This window comes from Shewanella sp. 8A, assembly GCF_023475945.1.
In the GTDB taxonomy this organism is placed as follows: Bacteria; Pseudomonadota; Gammaproteobacteria; order Enterobacterales; family Shewanellaceae; genus Shewanella; species Shewanella xiamenensis.
The window spans coordinates 51,083-70,930 of the sequence record NZ_JAMDJP010000003.1; the positions used below are offsets into that span (position 1 = coordinate 51,083).

Genomic DNA, 19,848 nt, shown 5'->3' on the forward strand with positions numbered 1-19,848 from the left:
AGCGGATGATACTGTGGCCTAAATGTCAGTTATGCACTTTTAGCCTAATAGACCCTAGGTACCTGCCTAGGGTCTATTGCGGATAAGTTATGGTCAGCGAAGAGAACAAGATAAATATTTGTTCTTCCCTTTGACTACATTTGGTTGTGCATGTCGTTTAGAGCGGAATGTAAGAGATCATCATCGTTTGGATTCACCTCTAATTGTGCATGTTCTCCCTGAAAGCCATACTGGTCCAAATGAGGTGTTTTGTGTTCCTCAATCAGTGGATTTTCAAAATGGTTAATCGTAACCATATCTAACATATCAGTATCCATATCTTGGAATGTTGATGATGGTGTGTTTAACGTTGCCAGTTCAATCGGTGTAGTTGGTTGTTGCTCAATAGAATCGGGCATCAGTCCCACCATTTGCAGATAGTGATCGATAGGGGATGTGGTTGCTTGCGCGGAAAAATTGCCTCCCTCAAAAAGGGTTGTATCGACAGATTTATCCTGCGCTGGGTTAGTTTGAGCAGTCTGTTCGTCTACAGATCCCACTAGGAGACTGGCATCATAGTTAACACTACTGACATTCAAGTGGCCACTTGACGCCAAATCAAGGTCATGTGCCGAAGTGGCTAGAGTAGCCGGCTCTGCAACATCAAGATTAACGCTGTCTATAGCTTCAAAGTTTGCTTCATCACTTGATTGTGATGATGTTTGCGCATGGAGTTGCAACTCTCCAAAAGTATATGGCCCGAGGTAGTCTGCCAATGGCGAGACCGCAGTGCCATCCGCCGCACTGCCAAGATCGACGTGTTGCGATGTGTCCGCAAAGTGCAGGTAATCAGCGAGCGGTGAGCCGGTACCACCCTGCTCGTTGGTTACAACTTTAGTGAATACCGGCACCGAGTCGTGACTCTCATCTGTACTATCAGTTGAGGAAGGCAAAGTACTCGCTGCATGGTTCGACAAATCTGATTGATCAGCCTGATGATGCGCGTCCTCCACAATTCCAGCATGCTGTTCAGCGTCAGTGCTTGGTGCCTGTGGCGCCGGAGGAGCAGGTCTGGTAGAGCGCACCGCACTGTCGTCGATACCAGTGATTTCAAGGTGAAGTACTCGCTGATCACTGGTGCCATGCTTATCCGTTGCTACCACCGGAATATCTAGAGAAAGTTTATGCCCTTGAGCAAGGTGATGATAGGCAGCATCGGCAGGGTTGAAACTGAAACTACCGTCTGAGTTAAGCGTAAATCCAGCAACGTGTGCACTGGTACTGAAGGTTCTAGTATCGCCTGAATCCACATCCGAGGCTTGTATGTGACCAGTCAGACGAGGGCCTCCCTCTACAACTGTCAAAACTCCATTCAGATTAGGCATGGCAACTTCCGATGTGGTTTTCTGCACAGAAGATTTGCCGCTGTAGCTGGTGCCATCACCAAAAATAATATCCTCTATATTGTTGGCGGTCCCCCAGCTTTTTCCGGTGGCTATCTCCGTAACCTGTACGTTTCCATAGTTGGTGCCTGAATCGACATGATTAGCAGACGAGGTAATCCGATAAGCACTAGCAGGTTTATCCAGCACAATGTAATCCTTTGGATCTCTCCCATCACTGCCACCGCCATCGGCACCGTGAACAGTGGCCGCATCGCTGAAGACAAAAATATCTCCAACAGAATTGCTCCCATGTGCGTTATGACTCAGAGCTGCGTAATCTGAGGCTTGCCAAACCCGCTGATGGGCGCCTGCGTGTACGACGCCGTCAACAATGGAGAATCCACCTCCTGACGCACCACCATCAATATTGATTACGGTATGCGGAGTTGTGACGCCTGTGATTTGGGGGCGATCATTCGTTCCCGTAATCTGGATAGTCAGATTATTTGTAGCAGTTGCACCGGAGCCATCCCGCACCTCGACAGGGATCGTAAGCGTTTGCGTCTGTCCCTGAGCGAGATGTTGGTAGGCAGCATCACTGGGGTCAAAGGTATAACTGCCGTCAGCGTGCAATGTGAAACCGGAGATTTTCGCGGTGGTGCTGAACGCTTGAGTGTCGCCTGTATCAACGTCGGTAGCGACCATCCTGCCGCTCAACTGTGCACCATTCTCAGCGACACTCTTGCTTTGTGCCGCAAGCGTAGGTGCATCGTTCGTGCCGTTGATCGTTACTGTAATGGTGTGCGCCGTGCCGTCCACAGAATGCACGGTTATCGTGTCCTGAAGAGCGTCATGTCGCCCCAGTGCCTGGATGCGAGGATCAGCGTTATTGGCAACGAAATTCCAGTGACCGTTTGCGCCGACCTCAAATTGCCCCAATCCCTTGTCGCCTGATATCAGGCTGCCTGCGGTCGTGCCGGTCGGAATCAGCCGGGACTCGGCAGCGCCATCCGGGTCGGTCACACTCAGGGTGCCCCCCGTACTCAACTTGCCCCGCAATACATGCTGGTCTTCGGTGACGGAGCCGCTGTCTTGTCCGGAAATGATTGCCGCATCGGGCGCTGCAGACAGCATCATGGTTGCCGTTTGGCTCACGCGCCCTCCGTGCCCATCGACAAGATCGTAGTGGAACGTCACCTGACCGTTGTAGTTCGCGGCTGGCGTGAATGTATAGCTGCCGTCTCGGTGGCTCACCAAGCTGCCGTGATCGGATGTAATGTTGGTGATGCTCAGGTTGTCGCCATCCACATCGCTGACATGCGCCAAGAGTTGCGCCTTGCTCAGGACAAACACAGCATCCTCTCGGCTAGCCGTTAGCACCTCGACTTGGGATACTTTCGGGACGTCATTTCTGCCGGTGATGGTAATGATGAGATTTTCTGTGTCGCTCGCCCCTTCGCCGTCGGTCACGGTGATCGGAATGGTGAGCTTCTGGGTCTGGCCGGCGGCCAGATGCTGGTAAGCAGTATTAGCCGGATCAAAGGTGTAGCTGCCATCGTCATGGAGCACAAAGCCTGCAGTGGTGGAACTGGTGCTGAAGTTCAGGACATCGCCATGGTCTACATCTTGCGCCACCATCTGTCCGCGTAGCACGCTGCCGTCTTCAGTCACTGACTGACTCTGCGCCTGCAGCACAGGCGCGTCATTGCTGCCCTGCACGGTGATGTGCAGCTCATGGCTGCTACCATCGGCGCTGTGCACCATCAGGGTGTCGGTCAGCGTCTCACCGGCCTTGAGCGCCTGCACGGCGGGGTCGGTGTTATCCAGGCGGTACTGCCAGGCGCCCTGCTCGTCGAGGCTGAAGTGGCCGTGCCGCCCTTTCGCGTCGGCCAGGGCGATGAAGTGCGCTTCGCCGGCATCAGGGTCGACCACGCTCAGCTGGCCGCTAACCTGCGCCTGCGCGGTATCCTCGGTGAGTGTTCCGCTGTCCACCCCGCTGATGGTGGCGGCGGTGCGCTGGGAACTGCCGAACAGCTGCACGGTGACGGTGTGACTCGTGCCATCAGCGCTGGTGACGGTGAAGTTTTCGCTCAGGGATTTGCCTGCCGCCAGCAACAGCAAGGCGCTCTGATGACCATCGGCTTGGTAATGCCAGAGGCCCTGCGCGTCGATGCTGAACTGGCCGTACTGGCCCTTGACATCTTGCTGGGCGGTAAAGTGAGCTTGGTCACCATCGGCGTCGAGCACAGTCAAGTGACCCTGAGTCTGCAGTTGAGCGTCACCATCGACGAGCACGCTGCCACCGTCGGCACCGGCCAGTACTGCGGCCGATCCGTGCGGGTTGAGTAGGCTATGGTTGGGCACACTGCCAAGCGTTCTGATGGCAACGTCGTATTTGGCGGAGCCCGCATAATCCAGCTGCTGCGGATTGCCACTGTTGTTCACATAGAACGAACTGCTAGCGCCCGGCGTTCCCTCGAGAATCAGTTGTGAGCCAGGATGGCTCTTGATCAGTTCGACTAGATGCCCCAGTGGTATATGTGTGCCAAAGGAATCTTGATGAGTGAAGCTCTCCAATACATGGCCATCGGCGGCCACTACTGTGGGTGTGCCGCCCGTAAAGGACAGCTCAAGGCCACTCAGGTTAGCGATATTGCCCGAACTGATTGCGCCCCCTATCGCGGGCCAAGGATCCAACTGGTTGAATAGTGAGTTTGCCACATGGGCCATCACATCCAGGTATGCATCATCCGCCCCCTGAAGAGCAACGCTGATAGTATGTGCCGTGCCATCGAAGCTGTGCACAACAAAGCTGTCACTGACGGTCTGCCCCTTGACCAGCGCCTGCACGGCCCTGCTGTTGTTATCTGCCTGGTAAACCCAGGCACCGTTCTTGTCCAGGCTCAGATGGCCGTAATGGCCCGCAAGATCCTGAATTGGTTGGAAGACCGCCTGGCCGGCATCGGCATCGGTCACCTGCAACTGGCCGCGAGCCTCCAACTGATGGGCGGCATTGAGATTCTGATCCTCGGTGACTGTGCCGCTGTCAGTGCCGCTGATCACCGCATCCTCGGCCGTGCCCTGGATGCTTAGGGTGATCTGATGGGTCGTGCCCTCGGCACTGATGACGCTCACCACCTCGCTGAGCACTCCCGGCAACGGCGGCGTCTGCCATGCTAGGGCCAGGTGCACCGCAGCGTTCTCCGGGTCGGTGAGCATGGTAGCGCCGGAGAGCGGCAGGCCATGCAGCACCCCCATATCGCCGCGATCGTGGACGAAGAATTGTACATCGCTCTGCGAGCCTTGCAGGTGCACTTCATAGCCTGTGCCCTGATGTAGCCAGCTCAGCAGCTCGTCCACCCCGAGCGTGCTACGGCCCTGGGCGTCCATCGCATAGACCACTGGCGTTGTGCCCGATGGGCCACTGAGCACAATGGCAGCGCCCTGCACCGTCAGATCCAGCACGCCGGCTAAGGCGCCCGATTGCCCTTGCGTCAGCGCCTCGCCCACTGCATGAAAGCCCTCCATAGTGGACTGCACCAAAGCTTGCCCTAGCGCCTGGGCCATATTGCCGGTCTCGCCCAGCGTGCCGCCCGGTTTGAGCGCCTGCACCTCAGGCTTGTTGTTGTCCACTGTGTAGCTCCAAGCACCTAGGGCATCGATGCTGAAATGGCCATACTGGGTTGCCACGCCATTTTGCGCGACAAAGTTGGACTGGCCAGCATCGGCATCCTGGATCTGTAATTGCCCCGAAGCATGCAGTAGACCTTGGGCATCGACGTTCTGATCTTCAATCACTCGGCCTGTGTCGACGCCGCTGATGGTGGCACCATCGTTGGTGCCAGTGAGCGTAATCGTCAAATTCGCAGTGCTAGTTGCGCCAGTGCTGTCGGTAACTGTGATGGGGATAGTGAGCGTCTCAGTCTGGCCTTGGGCTAGATGTTGGTAAGCCGCACTGGCTGGGTCGAAGCTGTAGCTGCCATCGGTGTTGAGCGTGAAGCCATCGACCCCATTGGCGAGACTGAAGGAGAGTGTGTCACCGGTATCCACATCCGTGACCACCATCTGCCCGGTGAGTTTGGCGCCATCTTCGGTGACCGATTGGCTTTGCGCCGTGAGCACTGGTGCATCGTTGCTACCAGTGAGGGTCACTGTGACTGCATGGTTAGTGCCATCGGCGCTGGTAACGGTGAAGCTGTCGGTGAGGGTTTCGCCCGCCTTGAGCTGCTGAATGGCACTTTGGCTGTTATCGGCGCTGTAGCGCCACTGACCGTCGGCGTCGAGGCTGAGCGTGCCGTAACTGCCCGCCACATTGGTTTGTGCGGTGAAATGGTCCTGGCCTGCATCCGGGTCGCTGATTGTGAGTTGTCCATGGGTTTCGAGCTGGCCTGCCGTCAGGTTGGCGTCTTCAGTGACGGTGCCGCTATCGACACCCGCAATCTCGGCGCCGTCATCATGGCCGTTGATGGTGATGGTCACTGTGTGGGTCGTGCCGCCCACAGACTGGACGGTGATACTGTCGGTGAGGGTTTCGCCCGCCTTGAGCTGCTGGATAGCGGTTTGGCTGTTGTCGGCGCTGTAGTGCCACTGGCCGTCGGCGTCGAGGCTGAACGTGCCGTAACTGCCCGCCACATTGGTTTGTGCGGTGAAGTGGTCCTGGCCCGTATCCGGGTCGGTGATTGTCAGTTTTCCATGGGTTTCGAGCTGGTCTGCCGTCAGGTTGGCGTCTTCAGTGACGGTGCCGCTGTCCACTCCCGCAATCACTGCGCCATCATCATGGCCGTTGATGGTAACGGTGATCTGGTGAGTGGTGCCGTCGACCGACTGAACAGTGAGGCTGTCGGTCAGTGTGCCGGTCTGTGAGAGCGCTTGAACAGTCGGGTTGGTGTTGTCCAGCGTGTAGGTCCAGTGGCCGTCCGCCGCGAGCGTGAAGCTGCCATAGCTGCCAGCGGCCTTCGTCTGCGCCGTGAAGGCGGCTTCCTGATCATCGATGTCGGTGACGGTGAGCTGGCCCGCCGTGGTGAGCTGGGTGTCTTCGGTGACCGAGCCAGCATCTATGCCGCTGATGACGGCGCCATCGTTGCTGCCGCTGACGGTGATAACCAGCTGCTGGGTGGAGGTTGCGCCTGCACTGTCGGTCACGCTGACCGGAATGGTCAGTGTCTCAGTCTGGCCTTGAGCCAGATGTTGGTAGGCCGCGTCAATTGGCTCGAAGCTGTAGCTGCCATCGGCGTTGAGCGTAAAGCCATCTACCGAATTAGCGAGGCTGAAGGTGAGTGTGTCACCGGTATCCACATCTGTGGCAACCATCTGGCCCGTGAGCAACGAGCCATCTTCGGTTACCGATTGGCTTTGTGCCGTGAGCACTGGCGCATCGTTCGTGCCGACGATATCGACGGAAATCGTGTGAGTGGTGCCGTCGGCGCTATGTACGGTGAAGCTGTCGTGCAGGAGCTGGCCTTCGCCAAGCTGCTGGATCTCAGTCTTGCTGTTGTCGACGCTGTAGCGCCAATAGGCCTGGCCGTTGGCCTGCGGGGTCAGAACAAAGCTGCCGTAACCGCTCAGGCCCGCGCCCTGCTGGGCCGGGAAGAGGCCTTCGCCGCTGTCCACATCGCCCACGCTGAGGTGGCCTTCGATGGCGGTGTGCTGGTCTTCCTTGATCTGGCCGGGCGTGCCGTGGTCAGTGATGGTGGCGCCGTCGTTGGTGCCGGTGAGCGTAATCGTCAGGTTCTGAGTGCTGCTGGCCCCGGCGCCGTCAGTCACGGTGACCGGGATGGTCTGCGTCTCGGTCCGGCCGGCGGCCAGGTGCTGGTAGGCCGCGTTGGACGGGTCGAAGCTGTAGCTGCCGTCGGCGTTCAGGGTGAGGCCGGCCACCGGCTGGTCGATGTGGAAGCTCAGGGTGTCGCCCGCATCCGCGTCGCTGGCCTGCATCTGGCCGCTGAGCAGGGCGCCGTCTTCACTCACCGACTGGGTTTGCGCGAACAGCACCGGGGCGTCGTTCTTGCCGTAGACCGCCACCGAAACCACATGGCTGGTGCCATCGGCACTGGTCACCAGGAAGCTGTCGGTCAGTTGGGCGCCGGCCTGCAGGTTCTGCACCGCCGACTGGCCGTTGTCCACGCTGTAGACCCAGTGGCCGCTGGCATCGATGCTGAAGCTGCCATAGGTGCCGGCCACCTCCTGCTGCGCGTTGAAGTGGCTCTCGCCGGCATCGGCGTCGCTGATGCCGAGCTGGCCGCTGGTCTGCAGCTGGCCGGCGTGATCGACGCGGATGTCGGTGACCGAGATGGTCAGCGCGTCGCTGGCATCGGGCACGGCTCCCGCTGCGCTCAAGGGGGTGGGCAGGCCGTCGATGGGCACACTGCTCAAGGTGTTTTGATGCACGTTGTAGCGCGCATTGCCGGCGAAGTGCAGCTGCCCTTGGTCACCGCTGTCATGCAAGTAGAAGGCGCTGGAGCCGCCCACCGGCCCGTCCAACACCAGCCGCGCACCCGGATGGCTCTTCAGCAAGTCCACCACCTGACCGAGGCCGATGTCGTAGCCGAACATGCCCCTGTTACTGCCACTGGCCAGCACATGGCCATCCGCATCCACCACGTGGGGGTTGCCGCCGTAGAAGCTGAGAACCACGTTGCCCAGACTGCCCGCATCCTTGGCGTCGATCGCGTTGCCGATCTGTTTGAACAGGAACACGTTGCTCTTGAGCGTGCTGACGATGCTGGACAAGAGGTCGTGCTGGATCTCGTCGGCGCCCTGGATGCTCAGGCTCAGGGTGTGGGCCGTACCGTCGGCGCTGTGCACGGTGAAGCTCTCGGTGGCGCTCTGTCCCGCGCCCAAGGCCTGCACGGCGGGGCTGTTGTTGTCGGCCTTGTAGACCCAATGGCCATCCGCACCCAGTGAGAGATGGCCGAACTTGCCGGCCAGGTCTGAGAGGGGCGTGAACTGGTCGCCACCGGCGTCCGGCGTGCTGGCGTGCAGCTGGCCTTGGGCGATGAGCTGGCCGCCGCTGACGTTCTGGTCTTCGGTCAGGGTCTGGTGATCCTCCCCGGTGATGACCGCGGCATCGTTCTTGCCGGTAATCGTGACGGTCACCTGATGCAGGCCGCCATCGGCGCTGGTCACGGTGAAGGTGTCTGTCACCTGCTGGCCGTCCTTGAGCGCTTGTACCTCGTGCTTGCTGTTGTCGAGCTGATAGCTCCACTGGCCATTGTCCAGCAGCGTGAAGCTGCCATAAGTACCGGCGGTATTGCTTTGCGCCAGGAAGTGGGCTTCACCATCATCGATATCCGAGATGGTCAGTCGGCCGTTGGTTGCCTGTGTTGAGTCCTCCGTGGTCGCGGCGCTAATGTCACCGCCAATCACCGCGCCGTCGTTGGTACCAGTCAGGTTCAGGCTGAGGTTCTGCGTGCTGCTCGCGCCCGCGCTGTCGGTCACCGTGATCGGAATCGTCAGGTTCAGGGTCTGGCCTTGGGCTAGGTGTTGGTAGGCCGCATTGGACGGATCGAAGCTGTAGCTGCCATCGGCGTTGAGCGTAAAGCCATCTACCGAATTGGCGAGACTGAAGGTGAGTGTGTCACCGGTATCCACATCCGTGGCCACCATCTGGCCAGTGAGCAACGAGCCATCTTCGGTTACAGATTGGCTTTGCGCGGTAAGCACTGGGGCATCGTTGCTGCCGGTGATTGTGATAGTGACGGTGTGGGTCGTGCCGCCCACTGATTGGACGGTAAGGCTGTCGGTGAGGATTTCGCCCGCTTTGAGCTGCTGGATAGCGGTTTGGCTGTTGTCGGCGCTGTAGTGCCACTGGCCGTCGGCGTCGAGGCTGAACGTGCCATAACTGCCCGCCACATGGGTTTGTGCGGTGAAATGGTCCTGATCCGCGTCCGGGTCACTGATTGTCAGTTGACCATGGGTTTCGAGCTGGCCTGCCGTCAGGTTGGCGTCTTCAGTGACTGTGCCGCTATCGACACCTGCAATCACGGCGCCATCATCATGGCCGTTGATGGTGACGGTGACTTTGTGTGTCGTGCCGTCCACTGACTGCACGGTCAGGCTGTCGGTCAGCGTGGCGTTTTGGCCTAGGGCCTGAACTGCTGGGAGACTATTATCGAGCGTGTAGGTCCAGTGGCCATCGGCTGCCAGCGTGAAGCTGCCGTAGCTGCCCGCGGTGTTCGCTTGCGCCGTGAAGGCCGACTCCTGGTCGTCGATATCGGTGACCGTGAGTTGGCCTTGGGTTGTGAGCTGGGTGTCTTCGGTGACTGCGCTGGCATCTGTGCCACTAATGATTGCGCCATCGTTGCTGCCTGTGAGCGTAATCGTCAAATTCGCAGTGCTAGTTGCGCCAGCGTTGTCGGTGACTGTGATGGGGATAGAGAGCGTCTCAGTCTGGCCAGCGGCCAGATGTTGGTAGGCCGCATTGCTTGGGTCAAAGTTGTAGCTGCCATCGGCGTTCAGGGTGAAGCCCGCGACGCGGGTGCCCATGCTGAAGTGCAGGGTGTCGCCCTGATCCACATCGGTGGCGACCATCTGACCGCTGAGGCGGCTGCCGTCTTCCATCACGGATTGGCTTTGCGCAGTGAGCACTGGTGCGTCATTGCTGCCAGTAAGGGTCACTGTGACGGTATGATTGGTGCCATCGGCGCTGGTAACGATGAGGCTGTCGGTGAGCGTGGCGTCGGCTTTTAGTTGCTGGATAGCGGTTTGGCTGTTATCGCTGACGTAAGTCCAGTGTCCTGCTTGATCGAGGCTGAACGTGCCATAACTGCCCGCCACATTGGTTTGTGAGGTGAAATGGTCTTGGCCTGCATCCGGATCGCTGATCGTCAGTTGTCCATGGGTTTCGAGCTGGCTTGCTGACAGGTTGGCGTCTTCAGTGACGGTGCCACTGTCCACGCCAGCAATCACGGCGCCGTCATCATGGCCGTTAATGGTGACGGTGATGGTGTGGGTTGTGCCGTCCACCGACTGCACGGTCAGGCTGTCGGTCAGTGTGGCGTTCTGACCTAGGGCCTGAACCGCACTGTTCTTGTTGTCCAGCGTGTAGGTCCAGTGACCATCGGCCGCCAGCGTGAAGCTGCCGTAGCTGCCTGCGGTTTTGACCTGCGCCGTGAAGGCTGACTCCTGGTCGTCGATATCGGTGACCGTGAGTTGGCCACCGGTCGTGAGCTGGGTGTCTTCGATGACCGTACCTGCATCTGTGCCACTAATGACGGCGCCATCGTTGCTGCCTGTGAGCGTAATCGTCAGGTTCGCAGTGCTAGTTGCGCCAGTGCTGTCGGTCACTGTGACGGGGATGGTGAGCGTCTCAGTCTGGCCAGCTGCCAGGTGTTGGTAGGCCGCGTTACTGGGGTCAAAGCTATAGCTGCCATCGGCGTTGAGCGTAAAGCCATTGACCGCATTGGCGAGACTAAAGGTAAGTGTGTCGCCGGTATCCACATCGGTAGCAACCATCTGCCCACTGAGTTTGGTGCCATCTTCGGTTACAGATTGGCTTTGCGCGGTAAGTACTGGCGCATCATTGCTGCCGGTAATTGTGATAGTGACAGTGTGGGTCGTGCCGCCCACAGACTGGACGGTAAGGCTGTCAGTGAGGGTTTCGCCCGCCTTGAGTTGCTGGATAGCGGTTTGGCTGTTGTCGCTGACGTAAGTCCAGTGCCCCGCTTGATCGAGGCTGAAGCTGCCATAGCTGCCCGCCACATGGGTTTGTGCGGTGAAGTGGTCCTGGCCCGCGTCCGGATCGCTGATCGTCAGTTGTCCAGACGTGGTGATTTTTCCAGTAGTCACGTTACTGTCTTCAGTGACTGCGCCGCTGTCCACGCCAGCAATCACTGCGCCGTCATCATGGCCGTTGATGGTGACGGTGATGGTGTGGGTTGTGCCGTCCACCGACTGCACGGTAAGGCTGTCGGTCAGCGTGGCGTTCTGGCCAAGGGCCTGGACTGCACTGTTCTTGTTGTCCAGCGTGTAGGTCCAGTGGCCATCGGCCGCCAGCGTGAAGCTGCCGTAGCTGCCCGCGGTTTTGACCTGTGCCGTGAAGGCTGACTCCTGGTCGTCGATATCGGTGACCGTGAGTTGGCCACTGGTTGTGAGCTGGGTGTCTTCGGTGACCGCGCCAGTATCTGTGCCGCTGATGAGGGCGCCATCGTTGCTGCCAGTGAGCGTAATCGTCAAATTCGCAGTGCTAGTTGCGCCAGCACTGTCGGTCACGCTGACCGGAATGGTGAGCGTCTGAGTCTGGCCTGCGGCAAGGTGTTGGTAGGCCGCGTTACTGGGGTCAAAGCTATAGCTGCCATCGGCGTTGAGCGTAAAGCCATCTACCGAATTAGCGAGGCTGAAGGTGAGTGTGTCACCGGTATCCATATCCGTAGCGACCATCTGGCCCGTGAGCAACGAGCCATCTTCGGTTACAGATTGGCTTTGCGCGGTGAGTACTGGCACATCGTTCGTGCCGACGATATCGACGGAAATCGTGTGAGTGGTGCCGTCGGCGCTATGTACGGTGAAGCTGTCGTGCAGGAGCTGGCCTTCGCCAAGCTGCTGGATCTCAGTCTTGCTGTTGTCGACGCTGTAGCGCCAATAGGCCTGGCCGTTGGCCTGCGGGGTCAGAACAAAGCTGCCGTAACCGCTCAGGCCCGCGCCTTGCTGGGCAGGGAAGAGGCCTTCGCCACTGTCCACATCGCGCACGCTGAGATGGCCTTCGATGGCGGTGTGCAGATCTTCCTTGATCTGGCCGGGCGTGCCGTGATCGGTGAGGGTTGCGCCGTCGTTGGTGCCGGTGAGCGTAATCGTCAGGTTCGCAGTGCTAGTTGCGCCAGTGCTGTCGGTCACGCTGACCGGAATGGTGAGCGTCTGCGTCTGGCCTTGGGCCAAGTATTGGTAGGCCGCGTTACTGGGGTCAAAGCTGTAGCTGCCATCGGCGTTCAGGGTGAAGCCCGCGACGCGGGTGCCAATGCTGAAGTGCAAGGTGTCGCCCTGATCCACATCGGTGGCGACCATCTGACCGCTGAGGCGGCTGCCGTCTTCCGTCACGGATTGGCTTTGCGCGGTGAGCACTGGCGCGTCGTTGCTGCCAGTGAGGGTCACTGTGACGGTATGATTGGTGCCATCGGCGCTGGTAACGGTGAAGCTGTCGGTGAGCGTGGCACCGGCTTTGAGTTGCTGGATAGCGGTTTGGCTGTTGTCAGCGCTGTAGCGCCACTGACCGTCGGCGTTGAGGCTGAACGTGCCATAACTGCCCGCCACATTGGTTTGTGCGGTGAAATGGTCTTGGCCTGCATCCGGATCGCTGATTGTCAGTTGTCCAGACGTGGTGATTTTTCCGGTAGCCACGTTACTGTCTTCTGTGACTGTGCCGCTATCGACACCTGCAATCAGGGCGCCGTCATCATGGCCGTTGATGGTTACTGTGATGGCGTGGGTCGTGCCGTCTACCGACTGCACGGTCAGGCTGTCGGTCAGCGTGGCGTTTTGGCCAAGGGCCTGAACCGCACTGTTCTTGTTGTCCAGCGTGTAGGTCCAGTGACCATCGGCCGCCAGCGTGAAGCTGCCGTAGCTGCCTGCGGTGTTCGCTTGTGCCGTGAAGGCAGACTCCTGGTCGTCGATGTCGGTGACCGTGAGTTGGCCTTGGGTTGTGAGCTGGGTGTCTTCGGTGACTGTACTGGCATCTGTGCCGCTGATGATGGCGCCATCGTTGCTGCCTGTGACGGTGATAACCAACTGCTGGGTGGCGGTCGCCCCCGCACTGTCGGTCACGCTGACCGGAATGGTGAGCGTCTGCGTCTGGCCAGCGGCCAGATGTTGATAAGCCGCATTGGCTGGGTCAAAGCTGTAGCTGCCATCGGCGTTGAGCGTAAAGCCAGCCGTCTGGGCGGTGGAGCTAAAGGTTTGGCTGTCACCCGTATCCACATCCTTAGCCACCATCTGCCCGGTTAGTTTGGCCCCATCTTCTGTGATGGATTGGCTTTGCGCGGTGAGTACTGGCACATCGTTGCTGCCTGTGACGGTGATAACCAACTGCTGGGTGGCGGTCGCCCCCGCACTGTCGGTCACGCTGACCGGAATGGTGAGCGTCTGCGTCTGGCCTGCGGCAAGGTGTTGATAAGCCGCATTGGATGGATCGAAGCTATAGCTGCCATCGGCGTTGAGCGTAAAGCCATCGACCGCATTGGCGAGGCTGAAGGTAAGTGTGTCACCGATATCCACATCCGTAGCAACCATCTGGCCCGTGAGCAACGAGCCATCTTCGGTTACCGATTGGCTTTGCGCGGTAAGCACCGGCGCGTCGTTGCTGCCAGTTAAGGTGATGGTCACTGTGTGGGTCGTACCGCCCACTGATTGGACGGTAAGGCTGTCGGTGAGGGTTTCGCCCGCCTTGAGTTGCTGGATTGCGGTTTGGCTGTTGTCGGCGCTGTAGTTCCACTGGCCGTCGGCGTCGAGGCTGAACGTGCCGTAACTGCCCGCCACATGGGTTTGTGCAGTGAAGTGGTCCTGGCCCGCATCTGGGTCGCTGATTGTCAGTTGTCCACGGGTTTCGAGCTGGCCAGCCGTCAGGTTGGCGTCTTCAGTGACGGTGCCGCTATCGACCCCCGCAATCACGGCGCCATCATCATGGCCGTTGATGGTTACTGTGATGGTGTGGGTCGTGCCGTCCACCGACTGCACGGTCAGGCTGTCGGTCAGTGTGGCGTTTTGGCCAAGAGCCTGAACCGCACTGTTCTTGTTGTCCAGCGTGTAGGTCCAGCGGCCATCGGCCGCCAGCGTGAAGCTGCCGTAGCTGCCTGCGGTGTTCGCCTGCGCCGTGAAGGCCGACTCCTGGTCGTCGATGTCGGTGACCGTGAGTTGGCCACCAGTCGTGAGCTGGGTGTCTTCGGTGACTGTACTGGCATCTGTGCCGCTGATGACGGCGCCATCGTTGCTGCCTGTGAGCGTAATCGTCAGGTTCGCAGTGCTAGTTGCGCCAGCGCTGTCGGTGGCTGTGATGGGGATTGTGAGCGTCTCAGTCTGGCCGGCGGCCAGGTGTTGATAAGCCGCATCAGTTGGGTCGAAGCTGTAGCTGCCATCGGCGTTGAGCGTAAAGCCAGCCGTCTGGGCTGTGGTGCTAAAGGTTTGGCTGTCGCTGGTATCCACATCAGTAGCCACCATCTGCCCACTGAGTTTGGTGCCGTCTTCCGTGACCGATTGGCGCTGCGCGGTAAGTACCGGCGCATCGTTGCTGCCGGTGATTGTGACGGTGACGGTGTGCTGACTTCCATCGGCGCTGTGGAAAGTGTATGTCTCAACCAGAGTCTGGCCCGCTTTTAGCTGTTGAATTTCCGGCAGGTTGTTGTCGACGCTGTAACCCCAGCCCCCAGTCGGTGCGAGCAAGAAGTTGCCTAGGCCGAGGCTGCCAGCACCCTGTTGTAGCGGAAAGCGGGCTTCGCCAGTATCAATGTCGCTCACGGTCAATGTGCTGGAGAACGAAATCAGACCGCTGATTTTGACGTTACTGTCTTCAGTGACGGTGCCGCTATCGACCCCCGCAATCACGGCGCCATCATCATGGCCGTTGATGGTGACGGTGACTTTGTGTGTCGTGCCGTCCACCGACTGCACGGTCAGGCTGTCGGTCAGTGTGGCGTTCTGGCCAAGGGCCTGGACTGCTGGGAGACTGTTATCGAGCGTGTAGGTCCAATGGCCATCGGCCGCCAGCGTGAAGCTGCCGTAGCTGCCTGCGGTTTTGACCTGCGCCGTGAAGGCCGACTCCTGGTCGTCGATATCGGTGACCGTGAGTTGGCCTTGGGTTGTGAGCTGGGTGTCTTCGGTGACTGCGCTGGCATCTGTGCCACTAATGATGGCGCCATCGTTGCTGCCTGTGACGGTGATAACCAACTGCTGGGTGACGGTCGCCCCCTCACTGTCGGTCACGCTGACCGGAATGGTCAGCGTCTGCGTCTGGCCAGCTGCCAGGTGTTGGTAGGCCGCGTTACTGGGGTCAAAGCTATAGCTGCCATCGGCGTTGAGCGTAAAGCCATCTACCGAATTGACGAGACTGAAAGTGAGTGTGTCACCCGTATCCACATCGGTAGCCACCATCTGCCCGCTGAGTTGGGTGCCATCTTCGCTGACCGATTGGCTTTGCGCGATAAGTACCGGCGCATCATTGCTGCCGGTAATTGTGATAGTGACAGTGTGGGTCGTGCCGCCCACAGACTGGACGGTGAGGCTGTCGGTGAGGGTTTCGCCCGCCTTGAGTTGCTGAATAGCGGTTTGGCTGTTGTCGGCGCTGTAGTGCCACTGGCCGTCGGCGTCGAGGCTGAACGTGCCATAACTGCCCGCCACATTGGTTTGTGCGGTGAAATGGTTCTGCCCCGCATCCGAGTCGGTGATTGTCAGTTGTCCAGACGTGGTGATTTTTCCAGTAGTCACGTTACTGTCTTCAGTGACTGTGCCGCTATCGACACCTGCAATCACGGCGCCATCATCATGGCCGTTGATGGTGACGGTGACGGTGTGGGCCGTGCCGTCCACCGACTGCACGGTCAGGCTGTCGGTCAGGGTGGCGTTCTGGCCAAGGGCCTGGACCGCAATGTTCTTGTTGTCCAGCGTGTAGGTCCAATGGCCATCGGTCGCCAGCGTGAAGCTGCCGTAGCTGCCCGCGGTGTTCGCTTGCGCCGTGAAGGCCGACTCCTGGTCGTCGATATCGGTGACCGTGAGTTGGCCTTGGGTTGTGAGCTGGGTGTCTTCGGTGACTGCGCTGGCATCTGTGCCGCTGATGACGGCGCCATCGTTGCTGCCTGTGAGCGTAATCGTCAAATTCGCAGTGCTAGTTGCGCCAGCGTTGTCGGTGACTGTGATGGGGATAGAGAGCGTCTCAGTCTGGCCAGCGGGCAGATGTTGATAAGCCGCATTGGATGGATCGAGGCTGTAGCTGCCATCGGCGTTAAGCGTAAAGCCATCGACCGCATTGGCGAGACTGAAGGTAAGTGTGTCACCGGTATCCACATCAGTAGCCACCATCTGGCCAGTGAGCAACGAGCCATCTTCGCTGACCGATTGGCTTTGCGCTGCAAGCACTGGCGCATCGTTCGTGCCGACGATATCGACGGAAATCGTGTGAGTCGTGCCGTCGGCGCTATGTACTGTGAAGTTTTCGTGCAGCATCAGTCCTTCGCTGAGCTGCTGGATTTCTGGCTTACTGTTGTCGAGCTGGTAGCTCCATCGGCCGTCTGCACTCAGGCTAAAGTGGCCGTAAGTGCCAGCCGTGTCGGTCTGCGCTACGAAGTGTGCTTCACCATCGTCCACATCGGCCACACTGAGCTGGCCGGTGGTGATCTGGGCGTTGTCTTCTTTGGCACTGCCAGTGCTGACTCCGCCGATAGTCGCGCCATCGTTGCTGCCGTTGAGCTTGATTACTAAGTCCTGGGAGCTGGTCGCGCCAGCGGCATCGGTCACTGTAACAGGAATGGTGAGCGTCAGCGTCTGGCCGGCTGCCAGGTGCTGGTAGCTGGCATGACTGGGGTCGAAGCGCCAACTGCCGTCGGTGTTGACGGAGAGACCATCCACTGGCTGCGCGATACTGAAGGTGAGCGTATCGCCACTGTCGGGATCCGTCGCGGTGAACTGCCCGGTGACCTGTGCGCCATCTTCGGTGGTGTGCACCGTGGCAATCGGATTCAGCGTGGGCACATCGTTGGTGTTGTTCACGGTGAGCTCAAAGGTGGTGCTCACTTTTGCGCCGCTGCTGTCGGTTGCAGTGAGAGTGACGTGTGTTGTGCCCACATCGCCATTGGTGGGCGTACCCGAGAAGGTGCCTGTAGCCGCATCGAAGTGCAGCCAGGCCGGCAAGCTGCCGGTGCTCAAAATCAATGTATCGCCGGTATCGATATCGGCAAAGGTGCCCGCAGGAATGCTGAAGCTGAAGGCAGTATCTTCCGTTGCAGTCGTTGTGACCAAGCTTTGAGCCACTACTGGTGCATCGTCGCTGCCCGTTATCGTCACTGTTAGTGTGTGGTTTGTGCCGTCTGCACTCGATATTGTCAGGCTATCAGTGAGGCGCTCACCGGTATTGAGCTGCTGAATGGCTGTTAGTGTGTTATCTACTGTGTAGGTCCAGTTACCGGTAGCGTCTATGCTGAAATGTCCGTAGCCAGCACTGCCTGTGACATCGGTTAGTGCCGCGAACTGGGCTTGGCCTGCATCGGGATCGGTTATAGTTAATGTGCCGTGTGCCTGTAATTGCCCATGCTGGACAGATTGATCCTCGACAAGCGTTGCAGTGTCGGTTCCACCGATAATCGCTTTATCATCAGCGCCTTTGATCAAAATCTCGATCTTTTGGGTCGTTCCATCCAACGCTTTTACAAACAGGGTTTCAGTTACGAATTCGCCATGTTTGAGAGCTTGTATGCTGGGATTGTTGTTGTCTGCTATGTAGGTCCAATGACCATCGCTATTGATGGATAATACGCCGAATTGACCTTGGCGCTGTTCGGCTGCAAATCCTGCTCGTCCGGTATCGGGATTGCTGACCCAGAGTTGACCATCTGTATGGAGTTGTCCTTGAGAAAGGCGTTTGTCTTCAAACACTCTCACCACTGATGTGCCCCTAATCACAGAGTGATCATCGGTACCATGAATGGTGATGGAGATGGTTTGCTGTGTGCCATCTTGGGTTTGTACCACAAGGGTATCAGTGATGGATTCTCCTGTTTTGAGTGCTTGAATTGCCGTTTGCGAGTTATCTGCGATGTAGGTCCAGTGGCCTAATTCATCAATGGTGAGGGTGCCAAACTGACCAGATTGCTCGGTCGCAGTAAATAAGTGTGGTCCGTGGTCGTTATCTGTAATGGTAAGGTTGCCATTAGCTCTAAGCATGCCTTGGTATGTGTCACTATCTTCAGTGAGTGAGGCCGAGGTTGTACCTGATATTTCGGCCTTATCATCGGTCCCGTTAATCGTGACCGTGATGTTTTGCGCGGTGCCATCGGCGCTGTGGATGATAAAAGTATCGGTTAGATGTTCACCCGATCTAAGGCTCTGAATGGTTGCTTGGGTGTTATCAGCGTTGTAGATCCAATGGCCGTTTACATCGATCGTGAGATAGCCAAATTGTCCTTGTAATGAATCTGCCGAAAAATGCGCTTGATCCTTATCTGGATCTTGGATGCTTAATTGGCCTGATACCGTTAATTGACCGTTGATCGTCTGAGTATCTTCCGTCACTAAACCTGTCATCTCGCCTTGAATGATAGCGGCATCATCAGCGCCATTCACTTGAATACTGACTTGTTGGCTTACTGGATGGCCTGATTGATCGGTTGCGGTGACGGTAAAGGTTTCCGTTACCTGTTGACCAGAGACTAGAGCAAGTGTGGCGTTTGCATGGTTATTTAGTTGGTATTGCCATTGGCCCGTGAGTGGATTGATGCTTAGTTGGCCATATTGACCTTGTCCATCAAGCACAGCCCAAGTGATTACATCGTTATGATCGGGATCGACACTGCGTAGTTGCCCCATCACTGTCTGCAAGGCGTCCGCCGCATTAGTGCTAGCGAGGTGCGATCCTAAAATTTGGGGCAGATCGTTACTGCCTTCGACATCGATGACGATGATAGTGCTTACTTGTTCGCCATTGGGACCGCTGACAGTAACCGTAAATTGTTCGGTTTGATGCTCACCTTCGGCTAATCCATCAGTCTTAGGCGCATTGTTATCGAGTTGGTAATGCCACTCGCCAGTGATTGGATCGATATCAAGGCGACCAAATTGGCCTTGATGTTCTGCGACTGTCCATTGGAGTGACGTTATTGCTTCACCATGGGCATGCAGTTTGCCTGAGATGCTCGCCGCTGGGGCATCTTCTTTAATAGATTGATGGGTGACTTGTTCGTCAATGCTCAGTGGTGTGTGATGTTGCTCAGTGCTAATAATCGGAGGACGCACACTTTGAGTCAATGTGGTTCTCGCCATTGATACCGTTAATGCTGTCGGTTCAATCTGCTGCTTAATATCTCCAATTTCAGGCAGTTGGCTGAGGGTAACAAGTGGATGCTGTGTGTCGTCAAAATGCGGACCTTGCCCTAAATGGGTTGATTCACTCGAGCCATAATCTTGGAACTTAGGGAAGGTTTGGGTTTCAGCTGCATTTGCTTGCTGCTGTTGTTCTAGCAAGGTTTTTTCAGGATCAGTGCTTGCTGTCTGTGTAGTTGAATGGCGGTTATCAATATCTGCCGTAGTCGATTGCGCATTAGCTTTTTGCTCTGTCGATTGTTCGGTATTAGCAAGCTGCGTTGTAGCATGCGTGGCTAAGCGCCAAGACTGAGTTGCCACAATATCTGGGGTTGCAGAGTTTTGGACTTCGCTCTCTCTAAATTCCTTCGCCTTGAGTTTGGCGACATCTTTATCAAGTTTTTTAGCGGCAATTTCAGACTTTTTGGCGAGTTTTGCTGAAATTCGACTTTTACGTTTTGCGGTTGAGAGCGTTAATGGTTTTTTTGGGCTCATAGTT

The 19,848-nt window shown here is 57.7% G+C and carries 1 protein-coding gene; it reads right to left on the reverse strand.

What is annotated here, in order from left to right:
• Positions 1-134: 134 nt before the first annotated feature.
• Positions 135-19,844 (reverse strand): VCBS domain-containing protein, encoded by a 19,710-nt coding sequence (locus tag M0413_RS03120; protein WP_249553162.1) that lies wholly within the window; start codon positions 19,842-19,844, stop codon positions 135-137.
• Positions 19,845-19,848: the final 4 nt, after the last annotated feature.

Coding starts and splice junctions, on each gene's coding strand:
- M0413_RS03120 (WP_249553162.1), bottom strand. CDS start 19,844: ATGAGCCCAAAAAAACCATTAACGCTCTCAACCGCAAAACGTAAAAGT.